Origin of the sequence: Methylocystis rosea SV97, from assembly GCF_000372845.1 — a bacterium.
Taxonomy (GTDB): domain Bacteria; phylum Pseudomonadota; class Alphaproteobacteria; order Rhizobiales; family Beijerinckiaceae; genus Methylocystis; species Methylocystis rosea.
Genome location: NZ_KB889963.1, coordinates 1,845,984 through 1,865,186, shown reverse-complemented (window position 1 = coordinate 1,865,186; position 19,203 = coordinate 1,845,984). Strand labels below are relative to the sequence as shown.

Here is a 19,203-nt window from a genome sequence, read left to right as displayed (position 1 = left end):
CGTGTTTTGGCCGTTCTCGCGCTCCCCTCACGGCGCGTGAGACGTTGAAGCTCTCAATCATTGCCCAACGGGCCGGGCTGCGCCATAGCTAGATGGCGATGTCACAACCTCTCTCCCGCCGCGTCGTTCTTTCCGGCGTCGCCGCCAGCCTGGCGGCGCTTCCGGCGATGGCGCAGTCGCCGCCGCGCTCCCTGCGGCAGCTCGAGGCCCGGCCGGGGAAGGCGCGCCTGTCCGGCGGCGGCGACACCAGTATTCTCGGTTTCGACGGGATCACGCCGGGGCCCGTCCTGCGCTACCAGCAGGGCGACGAACTCGCCGTCCGTTTCCTGAACAAGCTTGATCAACCCGCCACCATTCACTGGCATGGCTTGCGGGGCGACAATGCGATGGAGGGCGTCGCGCCGCTGACGCAGGCGGCGGTCGCGCCTGGCGGGTCCTTCGATTACCGCCGCACGCTGGCCGATCCCGGCCTATTCTGCTACCGGCCGAGCGTCTACGGCGCGACGCCGGAGCTTGTCGGGCGCGGCCTCAAGGGCCTGCTGGTCGTCGATGAGCCGACGCCGCTGCCCGCAGACGCCGACCTGCTCCTCGTCCTCGACGACTGGCGGCTTGATGACGCAGGCCAGATCGTCGGCGGCTTCAACGATGCGGCGGCGGCAAGCGGCGTCGGCCGGATCGGCCCGCTGCTCTGCGTCAACGGCAAGGCTGCGCCAGCCTTGCAGACCCTGGCGCCCGGCGCCAGGGTGCGGCTGCGTCTGGCCAATCTTAGCAATGCGCGCATCATGGTGCTGTCCCTGGCGGGCGCGCAGCCTTTCGTGATCGCCATCGACGGCCAGCCGTGCGACGCCTTCGAACCCATCAAGCGCAGCATTCCCGTCGCGCCTGGAGCACGTTTCGAGCTGATGTTCGACATGCCGGAGACCGAGGGCGCCAAGGCCAGTTTGATCTTGCGCGGACCGAATGGCGAGGATCGCGACCTGTTCGTTGCGGACGCCAAGGGCGCAAAGGCGTCGAAGCGTCCGCCGATAGCGTCGCTCCCGCAGAATGCGGCGCTTCCTGCCGAGATTAAGCTTGCGAGCGCCAAAAAAGTCGATCTCGTAATCGAACCGCGCAGGAATGCGGCGGGCGCCGCCTGGACGATCAATGGCGCGTTGACGAAAGGCTACGAAGGCCAGCCTCTCTTCAAAGTGGCCCGCGGAACCCCGGTGACGCTGGGATTCGTCAATAAGTCGGGAGCGGCGCTCGCGATGCATGTTCACGGGCAGTGCATGCGCCTTCTGCATGACCTTGATGACGGATGGGAGCCCTATTGGCGCAACGGCGTGATCGTTCCCCCCGGAAAAACCAAGCACGCCGCCTTCCTCGCCGAATCGCCTGGAAAGTGGGCCATTCATGATGATATTCTGGAGCACGAAGCGAGCGGACTGGCGACTTGGTTCGAAGTCGCCTAGAGCAAGCGTCACAAAGGTTAATAGAACACCGAATTAGACCCACGTTTTTTCCGTCTGTTCAGACCTTCGTCTGAACTTCTGTGACGGAAAATGCTTCGAATACGAGTTGAAGGCATTGCCAAATGCTGGATCAAACTCACTTGAAGCTTGGCGGCTTAGCCCGCCCGCGCCGCCGCGCCTTGCGTCGGGACCCGGACGGCTCTTTTTTTTGCGTCATCGAGGGGGGAGGCCTTGGCCCCGAAGTACCGGATATGATCGGCGCCGCGCACCTACGGCACCCTCCCCAAGATTTTCCGCACTGGCGCTTCGCACACCTAGAGATTGAATATGACGCGCCGACGCAATCGGTGTGGATGAATTATCGCGCAGACTCGCCGCACTGTTACACTTTGCGGATGTTGCAGGAGGCGATCGAGTTCCGCGACGCGATCAAACGTCTGGCGGAGACGGAGGGCTCGAAGTGGCCGATCCGCTACATCGTGATGGCCTCGAAGAAGCCGAATGTATTCAGCTTGGGCGGCGATCTTGCGACATTCGTTTCCTGCATCAGGAACAATGACCGTGATTCCCTGTTAACCTACGCCTACGCCTGTATCGAGGTCATGTACACGCTGACCTCGGCTTTCGATCTTCCTGTCCTGACGCTGTCCGTCGTCAGGGGACAGTGCATGGGCGGCGGCTTCGAAGGGGCGCTGGCCACCGATTTTGTCATCGCCGAGGAGAGCGCGCGTCTTGGAGTGCCCGAGATTGCCTTCAACACCTTTCCGGGAATGGGCGCGGTGACGTTTCTCACCAGGCGCGTGGGGCCGGCGCGAACACAACAGATTCTCTCGGCCGGCCGCGTTTATACGGCGCGCGAACTGTTCGATCTCGACATTGTCGACGTCGTCGCGCCGGAAGGCCGGGCGCTCGAAACCGCCCATGAGTGGATGTTCGACCCCGACGGCGCGAACTGGCGGCGCCGTCAGGCCCTCGTCAACTTTCGCAAGCAGTGTTTCCCCGTGCGCAAAGAAGAATTGCTTCGGGTGGTCGAGCTTTGGACGGATTGCTCCATGGCCATTTCACGGCACGACCTGCGTTATATGGAACGGCTTGTTTCGGCGCAGTCGCGTCTTCCCCGCGACGAGCTTCCCTCCGGCAAGGGCGAGGCTTTGAAAGAGCCGCCGCCTTCCAAAGAGGATTAGCTCATGCTCGTCCGCGCGAAGCCAGCCGCCAGCGAAAGCACCGATGTTCAAATCCATAGCGACTTGGTTGAAACCCTGTTCGGCACCGCCGGTTCGTTTTTTGCGGGCCTTCTCGGCGGCCTCATCGCGCCGGCGCTCGCTTGGCTCCTTCTCGGCGATCGAATCTACCTCTACTTCGTGGTGTTGATCGCCGTTCTCGGCGCCTTTCGCCTGTACGTTTTCTTTGCGCATGCGAGCACGCCGGTCTCGCTTCGCCGACGGGATTCGCTGGAATGGGAGAGGCTCTACGCGATCGGCGCGGTCGGCTTCATGACGGCGGTCGGTGTGTCCGTCGCGGTCCTGTTCTACAATCACTACAACGACGTGCTCGGCATTTACAGCATCGTCATTATGATGAGCGGCCTTAGCGGACTCGCGGGTCGCAACGCCGGCCGTCCCTGGATCGTTCTCGCGCAATCGCTCGGCCTCGCGCTTGCGATCGCCGCGATGATGCATGAAGAACGGCGCTACCTCGGCCTTGCGCTGATTGTCGTGCTGCTGATCGTGTCCATTCATTCAACGACGAAATTTCTGCACGGCAATCTGGAATCGGCGCTGCGCAACGGCTTGGACGCCACCCGCCAGCGGCAGAAATTCAGCCTCGCGCTGAACTCGATGACGCACGGCCTGTGCATGGGCGACGCCGACCTGTCCGTCACGGTCGTGAATCGCCGCGTGATCGACTTCTTCGGCATCGTGGCGGCGGCGACGCCGATCCGGCTCGAAGCGCTGGCGCATGCGATCGGCAAGAGCGTCGGCATGTCGCCGCAGGAAGGCAAAATCTTTTTTGAGCGATGGAAGCGGCACGTCACAATGCCGCGTGCGAACATCTTCACGCACAAGCTCGGCGAACGTTTTTTTGAGTTTCACTGCGAACGCGCCGAAGCGGGATCCTTCATTACCGTCATCGAGGACGTGACGATCCAAAAGCGCGCGCTCCGTGAGATCGAGCGCATCGCGCATTTCGACGATCTGACCAATCTCCCGAACCGCTATCAATTTCAGGAGACGCTAGAGGAGGAAATGGTTCAGCTCAGGCAACGCGGGCTCCACGCCGCGCTGCTCAACATTGATCTCGATCGGTTCAAAGACGTCAATGACACGCTGGGCCACTCCATCGGCGATCAGCTGCTGTCTGCGGTCGGAGCGCGTCTCGCCGCCTGCGTGCCGCATCCGCATGTCGTGGCGAGGCTCGGCGGCGACGAGTTCTGCGTGCTGCTGCGCGCCGGCGAACAGCTTTCTGACGTTGATGAACTCGCCGCCAACATACTTGCCGAGATGCATCGCACCTTCATCGTCGAAAACCACGTCATCAACATCGGTGCGAGCATCGGCATGGCTGCGGCGCCCAAAGACTCGGAGACCTCCGGCGGCCTGCTCAAATGCAGCGATCTCGCGCTTTACCAGTCGAAAGCCGAAGGGCGCGGCAAGGCGATTTGGTATTCCCAGGAGATGCAAGATGCGCTGACCCGAAAGCGGGCAATCGACACCGAACTGCGTCACGCGTTCCTGGCGAACGAATTGATCGTCTACTATCAGCCGGTCGTCGATTCCCGCACCGCGACCATCGTTTCCATGGAAGCGCTGCTGCGATGGCGCCACCCGACCCGAGGAATGATCTCACCGGGCGAATTCATTCCTGTCGCCGAAGAAACCGGCATGATCATCGAACTCGGCGCCTGGGCGCTGCGGCAGGCGTGCAATGACGCGAAGTCGTGGCCTTCGAACGTCCGTGTCGCCGTCAACATCGCGCCGAGGCAGTTCCAACAGAAGGATCTCGCCGAGATGGTCGCGGCGACGCTCCGCGAATCTGGATTGGAGCCCGATCGTCTGGAGCTCGAAATCACCGAAACGACGCTCATGGTGTCAGATGACGTCGACAGTAAATTACGCGAGATCGAAGCGCTCGGCGTCCGTCTCTCGCTCGATGATTTCGGAACCGGCTACAGCAGCCTCGGCTATCTCAATCGTTTCCCGGTCAAGAAGGTTAAGATCGATCGCTCCTTCGCGCGGCAGGCGATCGAGTCGCCGAAGACGCAGGCGATCATTTCGGCGATCTCCGCGCTGGCGCGGGATCTGTCCATCGATCTCGTCGCCGAGGGCGTCGAAACTGACGCTCAACTCGCCTTCATGGCGAGCAAGAATATTTTTCTCATTCAGGGATATCTATACACGAGACCGCGGCCAATCGAGGAGCTGAGACCGCTCCTCAAGTATTGGCGCGACGCGCCGCGCCTCGTCAGCGCGGCGTGATTACGCTCAACAAGCATCAGTTGCGCTCAAGCGCCACCAGGCTCCGCCGATCAACCCCAGGTTGCACCATACGTTGCGCGCGAAAAATCGCGTGCGAGGCGTTATAGCGTCGACCGAATTGAGCGAGGTAGCGCTCTATCGCAGCGGCGCCATTCTGCGGTTCGACGACGTCTCTGACGATCAGCAGTTCATGGGCGTCTTCGGCGGCGACCGCCGTATTGCTCTCCATGAGACGTTCCGCCTTGACGAAGCCGAGCGTCCGGCCAACCGCCGCGTAAAGTCCCATGAGATCAGAGGGATCTCCCGAGAAGGAGAATTGCGCGTCCCTTTCGGCGACGATGGCGGAGCAATGCATCGCGAAGTCGAAATCGGAGCCGCTCATCAGGCCGCGCGCCCAGGCGATCGTGATCACCGGCGTATCGACGATCAGCTCGGAATTTTCGGCAGCCATCTCTCCGAAACCCTCGGCCGGCCTCGGCGCCTCTTGCACGCCATGCGCGAAATCATAGACGAGGTAGCGGAGCTCGTTCAGCTCGCCTCGGTCGATCGCCGATAAAATCTCGGTGATTGTACGGATCGTTAGCGCGTCAAAACCCGGCCGAGTCTTGCGCAATACTAGAGCCTGGTGGTCTTTCAACCAGATGGTCGAAAGGCAGCCGCCGGTGACAGAAAGTTCAGCTTGGTCGCGCAGATAAGGAAAGTTCAACATGTTTCCCGCCATAGTTGGTGAAGGCTCGATTAAGTTAAATGAAAATTTAACTTCGCCAACCCTGGCGCTCATGATTGCATTGAAATTGCGCCGAAGTTACGCCAAGTGCATGACGTTTAAGCAACTTCTCTAACGGCAGCTTCTTACGAAAAAACATCGTCAGGCGACAAATTTGTACAATAAAAGGCCGCATAAACTTTTTTCGCGCGCGTGTGGCCCTTGGTCGCGGGACAAGTGAGCCCAGCTAATTTATATTAACTAAAGCGCTGCTGGAGGTTCCGGAATCTCGACCGTCGCAGCTCGCATTCGCTCAAAGGGTGTGCGAAAACTGGCGCGTCGGAACCGGACCTGCGCGCCAAGAAGAGACCGCTCATCGCAGAGCGGCCGGTTCAGAAGGGAGAAAACCAGATGATCATGCGATTTTTCGCGGTTTTGCTGTTCGCGGCGGCCGGCTGGGTCACGCAAGCACACGCGCATGGCGACGTCGGCATCAATCAGGGCCAGTGCCTGATGAAACTCGGCCCCGATACAATGACTTTCACAGGGTATCAGCCGCAAAAGTCGCGCGAACAGTTCTGCGACGACATTCCAGACGCCGGGCCCACCATTATCACCCTGGATGCGCAGCAGGACGAACTGCGAGACATGAATCTCGAAATGCGCGTCGTCCGCGACGTGGGCCAGAAGGACGACACCGAAAATCTCGAGGCGAATACTGAGTATTATTCTCCGCCCAAGAAGTATAAGTCTGGCACACTCACCTTCGAACACGTCTTTCCGCAGGAAGGCAAGTTCATCGGACTGGTGAAGGCGAAAAGCGACGATGGCGCGAAAGAATATGTCGCTCGCTTCCCCTTTTCTGTCGGCTTGACCCAATCCAGGGAAATAACGATCGCCGTGTTCTTCGCGGGTCTGGCGCTGGTTGGCTTCGGGCTCTGGTACAAGAATCAATTCATCGACAAGAAGAAGTCTGCGCCGAAGGCATAAATCGGCTTCAGCTGAGCAGCTCTACTCGACCGTCGCGTAAGGTTACGCGGCGGTCCATTTGTTTGGCGAGCTCCAGATTGTGAGTCGCGATGAGCGCGGCCAGTCCGGTGCTGCGCGCAAGCGCCAATAAAGTCCCGAAAACATGCTCCGCGGTGCGCGGGTCGAGATTGCCCGTCGGTTCGTCGGCAAGCAAAAGATGCGGCGCGTTGGCGACCGCGCGGGCGATGGCGACGCGCTGCTGTTCGCCGCCGGAAAGCTCCGAGGGACGGTGCGACGCGCGGGGTCCCAGACGCAAATAGTCGAGCAATTGTTGCGCCCGTAGGCGCGCTTCATTCGCGCTCAGGCCATTGATCATCTGCGGCAGCGCCACGTTCTCGAGCGCCGAGAACTCCGGCAGCAGATGGTGGAACTGATAGATGAAGCCGACGGTGGCGCGCCGCAGACGCGTGCGCTCGGCGTCTGACATGCGCGACGTCGGCGCATTCTTGATCAGCACTTCGCCGCCGTCCTGGCGCTCCAAGAGTCCGGCGATATGGAGGAGCGTCGACTTGCCGGCGCCAGAGGGCGCCAGCAGCGCGACCGTCTCGCCCGGGTAGATGGACAGATTGATGTCCATCAGAATGTCGAGCCGCGCCTCGCCCTCGCGATAGTGGCGCGCGATGCTGCGGAATTCGAGAACGGCCTCGCTCATCGCGACTACTCGTGGCGCAGCGCTTCGATCGGATCGAGCGATGCGGCTTTCCAGGCTGGATAGATCGAGGCGAGAACGGCGAGCGTGAGCGTCATGGCCACGATCGCCGTCACCTCGCGCGGGTCGACGATCGCCGGCAACCGCGAGAGAAAATAAAACTCCGCGGGGAAGAGATTGGCGTCGAAAAGCTTATTAACCCCGAGGCGGATGGTGTCGAGATTTTTCGCCAGCGCCAGACCTAGCGCAAAGCCGGCCAGTGTGCCGACGACGCCGATCGAAGCTCCGATAATCAGGAACACGCGCAGGATCGCGCCTCGCGTCGCGCCCATCGTGCGCAGTATGGCGATATCCTGAGTCTTGTCCTTCACGAGCATCGTCAATCCGGAGATGATGTTGAAGGCCGCGACCACGACGATCAAAGCGAGAATGATGAAGAGGATGTTTTTCTCGACCTGCAGCGTGTCGAAGAACGTCTTGTTGCGCTGGCGCCAATCGGTGATGATCAGCGGCCGGTCGATCGCCTTTTCGACGTTGATGCGAAAATCGTCCATCTTCTCGGGATCGGTGACGAAAGCTTCAACGACGGTCGCCTCATTCTCCCTGTTGAAGAAGAGCTGCGCCTCGGTGAGCGGCATATAGACGAAGACGCTATCGAATTCGGACATGCCGATAGAGAAGATCGCGACGACTTTGTAGGCTTTGATGCGCGGCGCGACCCCGAAAGGCGTCTGCGCCCCCTTGGCGATGAGCAGGCTGACCGAGTCGCCGACGCCGACGCCGAGCGTCTCCGCCAACCGCTGACCGATGGCGACGCCGCCGGCCTTATCGAATCCCGCGAGCGCGCCGCTCTTGACGTTGCCCGCCACGCCGGGAAGCCGCGTCAGGTCCTTCTCGCGCACGCCGCGCACGAGCACGCCCGATTGGCCGAACTGAGTCGATATGCCGGCCGCGCCCTCGACCATGGGAATTGCAAGCTGGACGCCGGGCAGCTTCGCCGTCTTCGCGGAGACCCGGTCCCAGTCCGTGAACGGAGTCTCCACCGCCTGCAAAAAGGCGTGGCCGTTGATGCCGATGATCTTGTCCATCAGCTCGCGATGGAATCCGTTCATCACCGAGGTGACGACGATGAGAGTCGCGACGCCCAGCATGATGCCGAGGAATGAAAAGCCGGCGATGACCGAGACGAAGCCGTCGGCGCGGCGGGCGCGCAGATAGCGCAGCGCCACTATCCGCTCGAAGGCCGAAAAGGCGCCGGCGCCTTTTGCCGGTTGCGCCGCTTCGGTCATGCCTGAGCCTGTCTCATTGCGGCGACGATGCGGGTGACGGCGTCCTGAGGCGCAAGAAGCTCCCGCTCTCCGGTGCGGCGCTGCTTCACCTCCACCTTGCCCTCAGCGAGGCCCTTGGGCCCGACCAGGACCTGCCAGGGCAGACCGATGAGATCGAGAGTCGCGAATTTTGCGCCGGGACGTTCGTCGCGGTCGTCATGCAGCACGTCCAGTCCCGCGTTCTCGAGCTGCTCGACGAGATCGGCGCAGACCTTGCCGGTCGCCGGGTCTCCGACTTTCAGATCGGCGACTCCGACATGGAAGGGGGCGACGGATTCGGGCCATATGACGCCATTGTCGTCATGGCCCGCCTCAATAATGGCGGCGGCGAGGCGCGACGGTCCGATGCCGTAGGAACCCATTTGCACGACGACCTCCTTGCCGTCCGGTCCGTTGACGACGGCCCTCATCGGTTCGGAATATTTGGTTCCGAAGTAGAAAATATGGCCGACCTCGATGCCGCGCGCCGCGACCCGCGCGTCCTCGGGAACCGCGGCGAAGGCGGCGGCGTCATGCATCTCGCTCGTCGCCGCGTAGCGGCTGGTCCATTTGTCGACGACCGCCTGCAACGCCGCCGCATCGTCGAAGTCGATCGAAGCGGGCGGCGGCGCGAAGGACAGAAAATCTTTGTGGCAAAAGACTTCGCTCTCGCCGGTCGAGGCGAGGATAATGAATTCGTGGCTGTTGCCGCCGATGGGGCCCGACTCGGCCGCCATCGGAATGGCGGTCAGGCCCAGGCGCGCGAAAGTGCGCAGATAGGCGACGAACATCTTGTTGTAGGAGTGCTGACCGGCTTCCGCCGTGAGATCGAAGGAATAGGCGTCCTTCATCAGGAATTCGCGCGAGCGCATCACGCCGAAACGCGGCCGCACCTCGTCGCGAAACTTCCACTGGATATGAAAGAGATTGAGAGGCAGATCTTTGTATGAGCGCACAAAGGCTCGAAAGATCTCGGTGATCATCTCTTCATTAGTCGGGCCGTAGAGCATCTCGCGGTCATGGCGGTCGGCGATGCGCAGCATTTCCTTGCCATAGGCGTCATAGCGCCCCGACTCGCGCCACAGATCGGCAGACTGAATAGTCGGCATCAGACATTCGATGGCCCCGGCGCGGGTCTGCTCCTCGCGGATAATGGCGTTGATCTTGTTTAAGACCCGCAGCCCGAGCGGAAGCCAGGCGTAAATGCCGGCCGACTCCTGTCGGATCATGCCCGCCCGCAGCATCAGCCTGTGCGAGACAATTTCCGCCTCTTTCGGCGTCTCGCGCAGGATGGGCAGAAAATAGCGGGAAAGGCGCATGTGGGATCCAGTGGGGCGAATCGAAGGAGCGGCGAACATAGCCCGTTCGCCGCCCGGAAAAACGGCGCGGGCGGAGCTTTTGAACCCGGCGTGGCCAAAAACGCAAGCCGAAGGCGCCTTCCCTTTTAGCCGAGCCCCGCCCATTTCGGGATCATGAACGCTTGAGGAGGCCGGCATGAGCGAGGCTATGGGCAAGGCTAAAGGTGAGACTGCGAACAGACATCCCTGGGGAAGCGTACGCGACAATCCCGAGTTCAGTCGCTTCGAACTCGACATCGACGGCGAGACGGCGCTCGCCTATTACCGCATCGACAATGACGTGATGGTCTTCACCTCAACGCAGACGCCGCCAAGCCTGCGCGGTCAGGGCGTAGCCTCAGAGCTCATCCGCAACGCGCTGGAATTCGCGCGCGCCCGCGGCCTGAAGGTTCAGGGCGATTGCGCTTTCGTCGCGGATTATGTGGAAAGACATCCTGAATTTCAGGATCTGCTGCCCTAAGCGATCGACTCACCGGCGGCCCTTCTGTGCTCCGGTGTCAAAAAAGAGGCCTCGACACTGCGTCGAGACCTCTTCATTTTGTTGCCTAGCTTGATGGCGCTGGCCTATTTCACCACCGGCATGGTGTAGGACAAACCGCCGATATTGCCCTTGTCGCCTTTGAAATGCGCATGGCACATCACGCAGTTTTCGGACACGACGGGTATCCCCGTCGCCATGCGCAGATAGCGCTTGCCGTCCTTTTCCATGATCTCTTCATAGGCCTGCTCGCCGCCGCCGCGCAGCCTTTTCGCCGCCGTCTTTTCAAAGGCGTCTTTAGGCTCGTCGTCGGGATCGCCGACTTTGTCCGTCAGCCCGATCAGCCTGACGTCGTACCAGCCGTTCTTTTTCATCGCGGCGAAGAGCGCCTTGGCCGCCGACGCGGCGGATGGGTCCGACGGGTGTTTGACGTAAGTTTCGTCGATCAGCACCACGGCCGTCTTGAAGACGTCATCGAGCATTTTGATGTGCTGCCGCGTGCGCTCGATCTCGGGATCCTTGATCGGGGCGGCGTTTTCGGCGGATGCGGCGAGCGTCACGCCGGCCAATCCGCCGACCATCGCAACCGCCATAACAATCTTTCTCTTGATTCCCTTGGTCATCTCTTCCTCCCGGCCCCGGGCGACCGCCTGTGGGCGCATGGCGCCAACTTCGCTCACGACTGCTGCGTGACGGTCATTGGATGAACGCGGGCGGAAAAGGTTCCCGAATTTTTATGTGGCGATGACAATCGCGCCAAAACGGCGCGCACGCTTTGGGCGCAGCGCGCCCCTCCGAAAGGAAACGCCTCCATGACGAAAGGGCCGATGTCCTTTTCCAGCTGGTCGCGAATGAGACGGCGGGCGCGATGCAGGCGAGTTTTTACGGTCTCCGGCCGTAGTTCGAGGATGTGCGCGACCTCGGCGACGGAGAGCCCCTCAATGACGCGCAGGACGAAAACCAGGCGAAAATCCTCGGGAAGCCTCTCGGTCGCCTGCTCGACGAGGCGCAGAATTTCGCGCTGGGCCAGAGATTTCTCGGGATCGTCGCAGTCTTTCGCCTGTGATGAGAAAACGCCGTCCGAGTCGCTTTTCTGCGCGCCGAAGACATGAATGAGCTTCGCCCGGCGCCGGACTCGCAGCCGCGCCGCGGCCTCGTTGATCGTGATCCGCGCGAGCCAGGTGGCGAGCGCGGCCTCGCCGCGAAATTCGTCGAGATGGGTGAAAGCCTTCAGGTAGGCCTCCTGGACCACGTCCTCGGCCTCATGACTATCGAGCACGATGCTGCGGGCGATGCGGTAGAGACGGCGATTGTTGTCCGCCATGATGAGGCGCAGCGCCTCTTCTTCACCCGCGAGAGCGCGGGCCGCCAGCCGGCGCTCGTCGCGCCGATCGGTCTCTTGCGTCAGTTGCGTGGCATGCGCCGTCCCGTCCATTGATTGGTCCTCTTCGCCAATCAAGGATAGGCCTTCTCGCGCGTGCCCATAGATCCAGTGGAGGCGCATTGGTGCTGGCCAGCGCCGAGCGCGCCATTGGGCCTAAAGGTCCGAGCCGACCGCTCCTTCGTCGCGGATTATTGCCCCTTCTCCCACTTTACGAACTATTTTGGCGGCAGCGTTTCAATAAAATCGACCGCGAGTTGCGCATAGCTGGAAAGCTGAGCATCGGTCCGAATGGCCTCGGGGAGTATTGTAGCCCATCCCTTCATAACCTTGCCCGTCAAGTCCATGGGCTTGACGCCTTCGCGGGTCAGTAACTCCTTAGCTCGCGTTTCGCCGACACGAAGAATTAGGTTCGTGTTGTGGACGCCAATGCACATGTTGCCGTTTAGAGTGAAGCACGCGCCGCCAAACATGCGGCGCGCTTCGACGTGCCGGTGGCGCGCGAGAACAGCTCGTAGTCGTTCAACAAGAGCGGGGTCGGACGCCATTCGGGCCTAGCCCTTCATCATAGGCGGCATTTTTTCGAAGCGCGGCAAATTTGTATCGGAGATATCCCAAGACGCGCCGCGGCTCGCGTAAACGACCATTTGAGGTTTGAACACCTCGAGATCGTCGAGGCTCGACGCCCTGAGGAAGATCAAATCGGGCATTGCGTCGTTTAGCGAATATATCGGCGCGCCGCAGCGAGGGCAGAAAGCGCGCGAGACCACATGCCCGCTGTCAGCCGGTTTGTCGTAGACGGTTACGTCCCCCGATATGGTCACAGAGGTGCGAGGAACGGCGAGATGCGAGCTATGACCCGTCCCGCTGCTCTTGCGGCAATCAGCGCACTGACAATGACCGGACATGAGGGGATCGGCGTTGCATTCATAATGGACAGCGCCGCAAAGACAGCGGCCTTGGAAGGGTCCCGGCATTGGATTTCCTCCTCGATTGTGCGTTCATGCCGCACCAGATTAGATAAGTGACTTGTTGCAAGTCACTGCCAGCCAACGATGCGCGCCTTGAAAAAACTCAGGTCGGGATGCCCGATAGCCACCGCTCTCGATATTTTTGGCGACCGATGGACGCTTGTCATCATGCGCGATCTTGCAATGGGGAAAACGCGGTTTGGAGATTTCTCTCAATCCCCTGAACGCATTCCGACGAACGTGCTGACAGATCGACTCTTACGATTGGAGGAATTCGGACTTATCGAGAAGAGTCCTTATCAGGAACATCCAATCAGGTACGACTATGCCGTGACGCAGAAAGGAGCCGAATTGCTGCCCGTGCTGCAAGCCGTTTGCAAATGGGCGAATAAGCATCTGCCAGGCACATGGAAAACGCCGGATAAGTTTCTCTCGCTGAAGCCGTCAGACCTCACGGTTAAAAAAGCCAACCAGTGAGTAGGCTGACGCCATATCAGTTAAACTTCCGCCTCGGCGGCCAGCTCCAGCCATTGTTCCTCGGCGGCGGCGAGCGCCTGCGCGAGTTCCTCGCGCTGCGACGCCAGCCGCGCCGCCTCCTGCGGATTGCGCGCGAAAGCGTCGGGCGCGGCGAGCGCCTCGTCGACGCGGGCGATAAGCTGCGTGAATTTCTCGACGCGCGCCTCGGCGGCGGCGAGCTTGCGCCGCGCCTGCCCGGCGTCGCGGCGCTTCGGCGCCTCTTGCTTTGATCCCTCTTGCGCCGGCGCAACGGGAATGCGCTTGGGCTCTTCATCGCGCGATTTCGAGAGCACCTGCCGCGCATAATCGTCCATATCGCCGTCAAAGGCGCGCACGGTTCCGTCGTCGACCAGCCACAGGCGATCAACGCAGGCCTCGAGCAGATAGCGGTCATGCGAGACCAGAACGACGGCGCCCTCGTAATCGTTGATCGCCTCGATCAGCGCGGCGCGGCTGTCGATGTCGAGATGGTTCGTCGGCTCGTCGAGGATCAAAAGATGCGGCGCGTTGAAGGTGGCGACGCCGAGCAGCAGCCGCGCCTTTTCGCCTCCCGAAAGCTTGGCGATAACGGTTTCGGCGCGCGCGCCGGAAAATCCGGTCTGCGCCGCGCGGCCGCGAATGCGCGCCTCGGGGGCGCCCGGCATCAGCCGCGCGAAGACGGCGTAAGGCGTCTCGCCCTCATTCAGATCATCGACCTGATGCTGCGCGAAAAATCCCGCCTCCAGCTTCGGCGCGCGCACCATCTCGCCGCTGCAAGCCGCCAGCCGCCCGCCAAGCAATTTGGCGAAGGTCGACTTGCCATTGCCATTGGCGCCGAGCAGGCCGATGCGATCGTCGTTCGAAATCGACAGCGTGAGCCGCGACAGCACGATTCGATCGCCATAGCCGACCGCCGCTTTCTCCAGCGCGATTATCGGCGGCGACAGCGGCTTTTCGGGCGACGGCAGGCGGATCGGCAGGACCGAATCGTCCACGATCGCCGCGATCGGCTCCATTTTGGCGAGAAGCTTCAAGCGCGACTGCGCCTGGCGCGCCTTCGTCGCCTTGGAGCGGAAGCGATCGACGAAGGCCTGCAGGTGTTTGCGCTGCTCTTCCTGCTTCTTGGCGCCCTTGACGGCGAGGAGCTGCGCCTCGCGCCGCTGCTTTTCGAAGGAGGAGTAGTCGCCCTTATAGAGCGTCAGCTTTCCACGCTCGAGATGCAGAATATGCGTGGCGATGTCGTCGAGCAGATCGCGGTCGTGGCTGATGACGACGACGCTCGCCGGATAGCGCGACAGATAATCGACGAGCCACAGGGTGCCTTCGAGATCGAGATAATTGGTCGGCTCGTCGAGAAGCAGCAGGTCGGGCTGCGCGAACAGCACCGCCGCCAGGGCGACGCGCATGCGCCAGCCGCCGGAGAATTCCGACAGCGGCCGGCGCTGCGCCGCGGCGTCGAAGCCCAGCCCGTGCAGGATGGCGGCGGCGCGGGCGGGCGCCGAATGGGCGTCGATGTCGGCGAGCCGCGTCTGAATGTCGGCGATGTCGTGCGCATCATGCGCGGCCTCGGCCCGCGCCAGCAGGTCGGCGCGCTCGAGGTCCGCCGCCAGCACGAAGTCGATCAGCGCCGTCGGACCGCCCGGCGCCTCCTGCTCGACGCGCCCGAGCCTTGTGCGGGCGGGAATCGAGATCGCGCCGCTTTCCGGGGCGATCTCGCCGCTGATCAGCCGGAACAGCGTGGTCTTGCCGGCCCCGTTACGGCCGACGAAACCCGCGCGGGAGCGTCCCGGCAGGAAAACCCCGGCGTGGTCGAACAGCAGCCGGCCGCCGAGCCGGTAGACGAGATCGTTGATCGTGAGCATTGCTGCGATGCTTAGGGCCTGGCCCCAAGGGGTGCAAACGCGAGGCCATGCGCGGCGATCTGGCGCCGCCGGTCGGCCTTGTCTTGCGCCGCCCGCGCCTCTATACACGCCCTCGCGCCGCCGCCATGCGGCCGCGCAGCCGCGCCCATCGTCTAGAGGCCTAGGACGTCGCCCTTTCACGGCGAAAACAGGGGTTCGAATCCCCTTGGGCGCGCCACTTCGGAACAAAACTGGGAATGCCAAATCCCGCCGTGTTCCTGCTTGATGCGGCGACAAGCGTGCGCAGGGGCGCGCTCTTGTGGCCCGTGCACGATTGATTCGGCGCCAAAATGCTATGCGGCCCATCCCACCTCAATATTTACATATGAGGGTGGCGGCGATGGTCGTTGGCTCGCCATGGAAGAGAGCGCCGTTTGAGGTCCAGTTCGGGCGGTTGGTGAGATTTGCCGCGTTGAGTTCGATTTTGAGATTGTCGTTGAAGCTGTAGGCGAGCGTGGCGCCGAGCATCTGTTGCGGCGCCAGGGTGAAGCCGTAGGTGTTGGGCAGCGTCGCCTCGAGGCGGCTGGCGTAATAGTAGCTTGCGCCGAATTCGAGCCCTTTCAGTTCGCCCGTGTCGAAGGCGTAACTGGCGGAAAAACTATAGACGCGTCTTGGCGCGCCCAGAAGATCGCTGCCCTGTTGCGAGGGGATGTTGTCGTCCTTCGACACGAGCGCATGCAGGAAAGTGGCGGCGGCGTTAATTTTGAGGTTCGGCAGGATCTCGCCGCCGAGATTGACCTCAACGCCATGGCTGTGCTGCTGGCCGGTGACGACCGAATAGAAGCCGCTCGGATTGGCTGGATTGGGGATCGCGACATTGTCGCGGGTGATGTCGAAGAGCCCGACTTCGAAACTCATCTTGCGATCCAGAAACTCGCGCCTGAAGCCGAGTTCATACTGGGTGTCCTGCTGCGGCGGCGGCGCTTCGCCGCTTTGAATGCGCACGCCGGTGTTGGGGATCAGCGATTTGCCGTAAGCGGCGAAGAACTGCGTCTCTTCGTCGGGCCGATAGAGAATGCCGGCGCGCGGCGAAAAATAGCCCCTGGTCCCTTTGCTCAAACTCGATGTCGGCTCGCCGGTCAGCGCCCCGAGCGGGTCGAACACGCGTTCGCGCTGGGCGAGGAGATCGTAGCGCCCGCCGATCAGGATGCGCCAATTCTCGTTGAGATCGATGAGGTCCTGGCCGTAGACCGAGCGGCTGATAGCGCGCGCCACGCCATTCGACCACAAGGCGCCGGCGTAACTGACGCCCGGCGAGTAGACGGGCGCGAAGATATTGAGCGGCGCCGCCTCATAGCGCGCGACGTCATTATTGTAGCCGAAATAGAAGTCCCAATGTTCGAGGCCGAGAAACACCGTATGGGACAGGAAGCCGGTGTCGAAGCGGCCATTTAAGCGCAATTGCGCGTCGAAGCTGCGGTTGGCGGTCCGCGCGCGGACCGGATTGCCGAAGACGACCGACTGGAAACCGTCATAGCCCCAGCCGGTGAACCAGCCCCAGCGGCTGGCGTAGAGAAAATAATCGACGACCGCGGCGACCTTCCAGTCGGCGTTGAAAGCATGCTCATAGCTGAAGGTGAGATCGTCGAAGAAAGGCGTCTCATGCTCATTGGCGGGAAGCCCAGCGTAGAATTCGCGCGGGATGTGCAGGAAGACCGGATCGGCCGGCACGCCATCGCGCCACACCCGCCGGGCGCCATTATGTTCGGCGCGTAACGTCGCCCGATCGCCGTTGTCGGCCGTGAAGGCGATCATCGGCGCAACGTCAAAAGTGCGGGAGCCCACGAAATCGACGAAGCTCCCCAAGCTCTGCGCCGAGCCGGTGAGGCGAAACAACAGGCTCTTATCATCGTTGAGCGGCGTATTGACGTCCACCGTGAGACGGCGCACGGCGAAGCTGCCAAATGTCGATGCGGCGCGCGCGAACCTCTCCTGCGTCGGCGCCTTTCTGATGTAATTCGCCGCGCCGCCATAGCCTCCGAGCCCCTTGCCGAACAGCATGGCGCTCGGACCTTTGAAAAATTCGACGTGATCGACAGTCGAGAGATCGACGTCCTGGGCGGTGAAGCCATGTGACGCGCCGTCAAAGAGCGTCACGCCGGCCGGAAAGCCCCGCATGACGAAGCTCGGCGAAAAAGCGGAGTTTGTCGCCGGTTCGTTGACATAGACGCCACTCTGGTCACGACCCAGCGTTTGCGCATTGGGCGCGTCGGAGCGCCGCTCGACTTGGCTGCGCTCCTTGTTACGTTCCTTGTTCTGTTCCTTGCCTTGCGGCCTGCTCTCGTCCGTAGCGCCGGTCTCTTCCTTATCGCGCTGTTTGTGGTCGCTTTGCAGTTTCTCCTTGCGCGCCTCCTCCCGCACTTCCTCGGCGCGCGCCTGCGCGGCGCCGACGCATAGGCAAAGCAGAGCGGCGAGCGTCGCCTTCATTCCGCGCTAGGCGGTGGCGCCTGCCGGCGACGCCCGGCGCTCAAGCGGGCGGGATGTCTGCGCTGAAGCGCGACTTGCGCCAGCGGCGCGATGAAGCTTGAGGCCTCGCCATCCTCGGCGATGGCGAAGCGGCACATCACGCCGCCCGCCGCGCCGGCGTCGAAAATATCGAGGACGACGAGCCGTGGCGCGCCGCGCGTGACGACGCCGCGTTCCCGCAGAAAGCCGATGAGCGCCTGCTTAGGATGCGCCGAGAGCGGCAGCGCGCGGCGCAGATTCTGGACAAGACTTCCCTTCTTTGCACAATCGAAATCCAATTGTCGCTCCATCGCAATAAACAACACATCCGCATCAAAACTGCAGGCCGTCACTCCGCCGGCGCAGGCTGCGGCGCCGTACGCCGCTCATGCGCCAACCGCGCCGCCCGCTTCTTCCACCAGATGTAAACGCCCGTGGCGGAGAGCATCACAATGACAAGGCCAAGGAGGCAAACGAAGATGCGATAGGGAAGACCAAAGAGATTAGCCATATGCAGTTCGACCAGCCAGGTGGTCAGCGTCGTTCCGCTGCGTTGCCCCGTGGGCAGGCTAAGGGTCTTCAGTTCGCCCGAGCGCGAATCGAACAGGATCGAGGTCGAACCCGCCTTGTCGCCGATGTCGCGCGACGAGCGCACGCGATATTCGTAAAGGCCCTTGTCGCGCAGATTGTAGAGCGCCAGCGGGCGTTCGATCGTAAAGTCGTGTCGGCGCCCCTGCTCCGCCATCAGCCGCTCGCCGGTCGCTTGCGCAGCTTCCCATTCCATCGGCGCGCGCGCATCATTCTGCGGCGTTCCGTCCTGCGCCCAGACGGGCGCCTCGTAATCGAGGACGAGTTGCGTCGCGCGCGTATAGAAATTCGGCAGTGTGAAAAACACGCTCGACCAGGCGTAGACGAGCAGCATCGCCCAGAGCCACAGACCGCTCGCGCGATGCAGATCGAAGTTGGCGCGATAGAAAGAGCTCTTGAGCTTGATCAGCCAAGACGGCTTCCAGCGGACGAAGAACCCTTTTCGTGAACGCTCGCCGCCCGCCGGCAACGTCAGGTAGAAGCCGACGAAACAATCAAGCGTCCAGATGAGCGCCACCGCGCCGAGTATCCAGTCGCCGATCCCGCTCATCGCGAGATACATGTGCAGGCCATAGACGAAGGGCATGATGTCGTTCTTGCGTCTCGGCAATCCATGCCACGTAACGCGCCCGAGTTCATGGCCGTCGACCGGATCGAGGTGCAGAAATTCGAAATCGAGCGGCGACGCGCCGTCGCGCGCCTCCATGCCGATCGAGACCGAGCCTGGATGGCCCATGTAGACGGTCGCTGCGCGCGCCTGCGGGACGATGGATTCGGCGCGGCGCGCCAGCGTCGCCGCGTCGAGCTCTATCCCAGCGCGTTGAGCGGGATAAAGTTCCGGCGTCAGCCAGTGGTTCAACTCGCCCCAGAACGCAAGCAGGCTTCCCGTCAGGCCGACCACGATCAGGAAGCCCGCCATCGCCAATCCCGCCCAGCGATGCAGCCATACGAACAGCGCGCGCGGCATC

Annotated in this window: 18 protein-coding genes and 1 tRNA gene; 7 read left to right on the top strand and 12 right to left on the bottom strand. The window is 62.0% G+C overall.

Going from position 1 to position 19,203, the window contains the following annotated elements:
- Positions 1-92 precede the first annotated feature (92 nt).
- From A3OO_RS0109700 to A3OO_RS0109690, 3 genes are all read left to right on the top strand, one after another.
- Positions 93-1,451, top strand: coding sequence for a multicopper oxidase family protein (locus A3OO_RS0109700; protein ID WP_018407647.1), 1,359 nt, complete (start codon positions 93-95; stop codon positions 1,449-1,451).
- 251 nt (positions 1,452-1,702) lie between these two features.
- Complete coding sequence (locus tag A3OO_RS0109695; RefSeq protein WP_026222856.1) at positions 1,703-2,635, top strand: crotonase/enoyl-CoA hydratase family protein; 933 nt, start codon at positions 1,703-1,705, stop codon at positions 2,633-2,635.
- Between the two features lie 3 nt (positions 2,636-2,638).
- A complete protein-coding gene (locus A3OO_RS0109690; protein ID WP_018407645.1) occupies positions 2,639-4,927 on the top strand; it encodes a putative bifunctional diguanylate cyclase/phosphodiesterase in 2,289 nt (762 codons plus the stop codon).
- 16 nt (positions 4,928-4,943) lie between these two features.
- Here A3OO_RS0109690 and A3OO_RS0109685 read toward each other — a convergent pair whose 3' ends face one another.
- Positions 4,944-5,636, bottom strand: a complete 693-nt coding sequence (locus tag A3OO_RS0109685; RefSeq protein WP_156824788.1) for an enoyl-CoA hydratase-related protein — start codon at positions 5,634-5,636, stop codon at positions 4,944-4,946.
- A gap of 408 nt (positions 5,637-6,044) precedes the next feature.
- Between A3OO_RS0109685 and A3OO_RS0109680 the strand changes: the two genes are divergently transcribed.
- Positions 6,045-6,623 (top strand): hypothetical protein, encoded by a 579-nt coding sequence (locus tag A3OO_RS0109680; RefSeq protein ID WP_018407643.1) that lies wholly within the window; start codon positions 6,045-6,047, stop codon positions 6,621-6,623.
- Positions 6,624-6,630: 7 nt separating this feature from the next.
- Here the strand turns inward: A3OO_RS0109680 and A3OO_RS0109675 are convergent, their stop codons facing one another.
- Genes A3OO_RS0109675 through proS form a run of 3 tightly spaced genes read right to left on the bottom strand, consistent with a single transcriptional unit; the run spans position 6,631 to position 9,937 of the window.
- Positions 6,631-7,314 (bottom strand): ABC transporter ATP-binding protein, encoded by a 684-nt coding sequence (locus A3OO_RS0109675; RefSeq protein WP_018407642.1) that lies wholly within the window; start codon positions 7,312-7,314, stop codon positions 6,631-6,633.
- A 5-nt stretch (positions 7,315-7,319) separates the two neighbouring features.
- Complete coding sequence (locus tag A3OO_RS0109670) at positions 7,320-8,600, bottom strand: lipoprotein-releasing ABC transporter permease subunit (RefSeq protein ID WP_018407641.1); 1,281 nt, start codon at positions 8,598-8,600, stop codon at positions 7,320-7,322.
- Positions 8,597-9,937 carry a proline--tRNA ligase gene (gene proS / locus A3OO_RS0109665; protein WP_026222854.1) on the bottom strand — a complete coding sequence of 447 codons (1,341 nt, stop codon included), beginning with the start codon at positions 9,935-9,937 and terminating at the stop codon, positions 8,597-8,599. The genes A3OO_RS0109670 and proS overlap by 4 nt, the downstream gene beginning before the upstream one ends.
- A 175-nt stretch (positions 9,938-10,112) precedes the next feature.
- On the opposite strand from proS, the gene A3OO_RS0109660 reads away from it, so the two are divergent.
- Positions 10,113-10,436 (top strand): GNAT family N-acetyltransferase, encoded by a 324-nt coding sequence (locus A3OO_RS0109660; protein ID WP_245257145.1) that lies wholly within the window; start codon positions 10,113-10,115, stop codon positions 10,434-10,436.
- A gap of 104 nt (positions 10,437-10,540) precedes the next feature.
- On the opposite strand, the gene A3OO_RS0109655 is transcribed toward A3OO_RS0109660, so the two are convergent.
- The 4 genes from A3OO_RS0109655 to A3OO_RS21425 form a co-directional block, all read right to left on the bottom strand.
- Entirely contained in the window at positions 10,541-11,077 is a 537-nt protein-coding gene (locus A3OO_RS0109655; protein WP_018407638.1) for a c-type heme family protein, read from the bottom strand.
- A gap of 53 nt (positions 11,078-11,130) precedes the next feature.
- Entirely contained in the window at positions 11,131-11,889 is a 759-nt protein-coding gene (locus A3OO_RS0109650; protein WP_156824787.1) for an RNA polymerase sigma factor, read from the bottom strand.
- Between the two features lie 164 nt (positions 11,890-12,053).
- Positions 12,054-12,383, bottom strand: a complete 330-nt coding sequence (locus A3OO_RS0109645) for a TfoX/Sxy family protein (protein WP_026222853.1) — start codon at positions 12,381-12,383, stop codon at positions 12,054-12,056.
- Between the two features lie 6 nt (positions 12,384-12,389).
- The gene (locus A3OO_RS21425) at positions 12,390-12,812 is read right to left on the bottom strand and encodes a GFA family protein (RefSeq protein ID WP_040573399.1); all 423 of its coding nucleotides are present in this window, start codon (positions 12,810-12,812) and stop codon (positions 12,390-12,392) included.
- Positions 12,813-12,890: 78 nt separating this feature from the next.
- On the opposite strand from A3OO_RS21425, the gene A3OO_RS0109635 reads away from it, so the two are divergent.
- Positions 12,891-13,283 (top strand): winged helix-turn-helix transcriptional regulator, encoded by a 393-nt coding sequence (locus A3OO_RS0109635; RefSeq protein ID WP_018407634.1) that lies wholly within the window; start codon positions 12,891-12,893, stop codon positions 13,281-13,283.
- A gap of 20 nt (positions 13,284-13,303) precedes the next feature.
- Here the strand turns inward: A3OO_RS0109635 and A3OO_RS0109630 are convergent, their stop codons facing one another.
- Positions 13,304-15,163 (bottom strand): ABC-F family ATP-binding cassette domain-containing protein, encoded by a 1,860-nt coding sequence (locus A3OO_RS0109630; RefSeq protein WP_018407633.1) that lies wholly within the window; start codon positions 15,161-15,163, stop codon positions 13,304-13,306.
- Positions 15,164-15,304: 141 nt separating this feature from the next.
- Between A3OO_RS0109630 and A3OO_RS0109620 the strand changes: the two genes are divergently transcribed.
- Positions 15,305-15,380 (top strand) — tRNA-Glu (locus tag A3OO_RS0109620).
- 134 nt (positions 15,381-15,514) lie between these two features.
- Here A3OO_RS0109620 and A3OO_RS0109615 read toward each other — a convergent pair.
- Genes A3OO_RS0109615 through A3OO_RS21420 form a run of 3 tightly spaced genes read right to left on the bottom strand, consistent with a single transcriptional unit; the run spans position 15,515 to position 19,202 of the window.
- Positions 15,515-17,629, bottom strand: coding sequence for a TonB-dependent siderophore receptor (locus A3OO_RS0109615; protein ID WP_018407632.1), 2,115 nt, complete (start codon positions 17,627-17,629; stop codon positions 15,515-15,517).
- Positions 17,626-17,946: a hypothetical protein gene (locus A3OO_RS0109610; RefSeq protein WP_040573787.1), complete on the bottom strand. Its 321-nt coding sequence runs from the start codon at positions 17,944-17,946 to the stop codon at positions 17,626-17,628. The genes A3OO_RS0109615 and A3OO_RS0109610 overlap by 4 nt, the downstream gene beginning before the upstream one ends.
- Before the next feature lie 50 nt (positions 17,947-17,996).
- On the bottom strand, positions 17,997-19,202 hold the full coding sequence (locus tag A3OO_RS21420) for a PepSY-associated TM helix domain-containing protein (RefSeq protein WP_018407630.1): 1,206 nt from the start codon (positions 19,200-19,202) through the stop codon (positions 17,997-17,999).
- Position 19,203 lies beyond the last annotated feature (1 nt).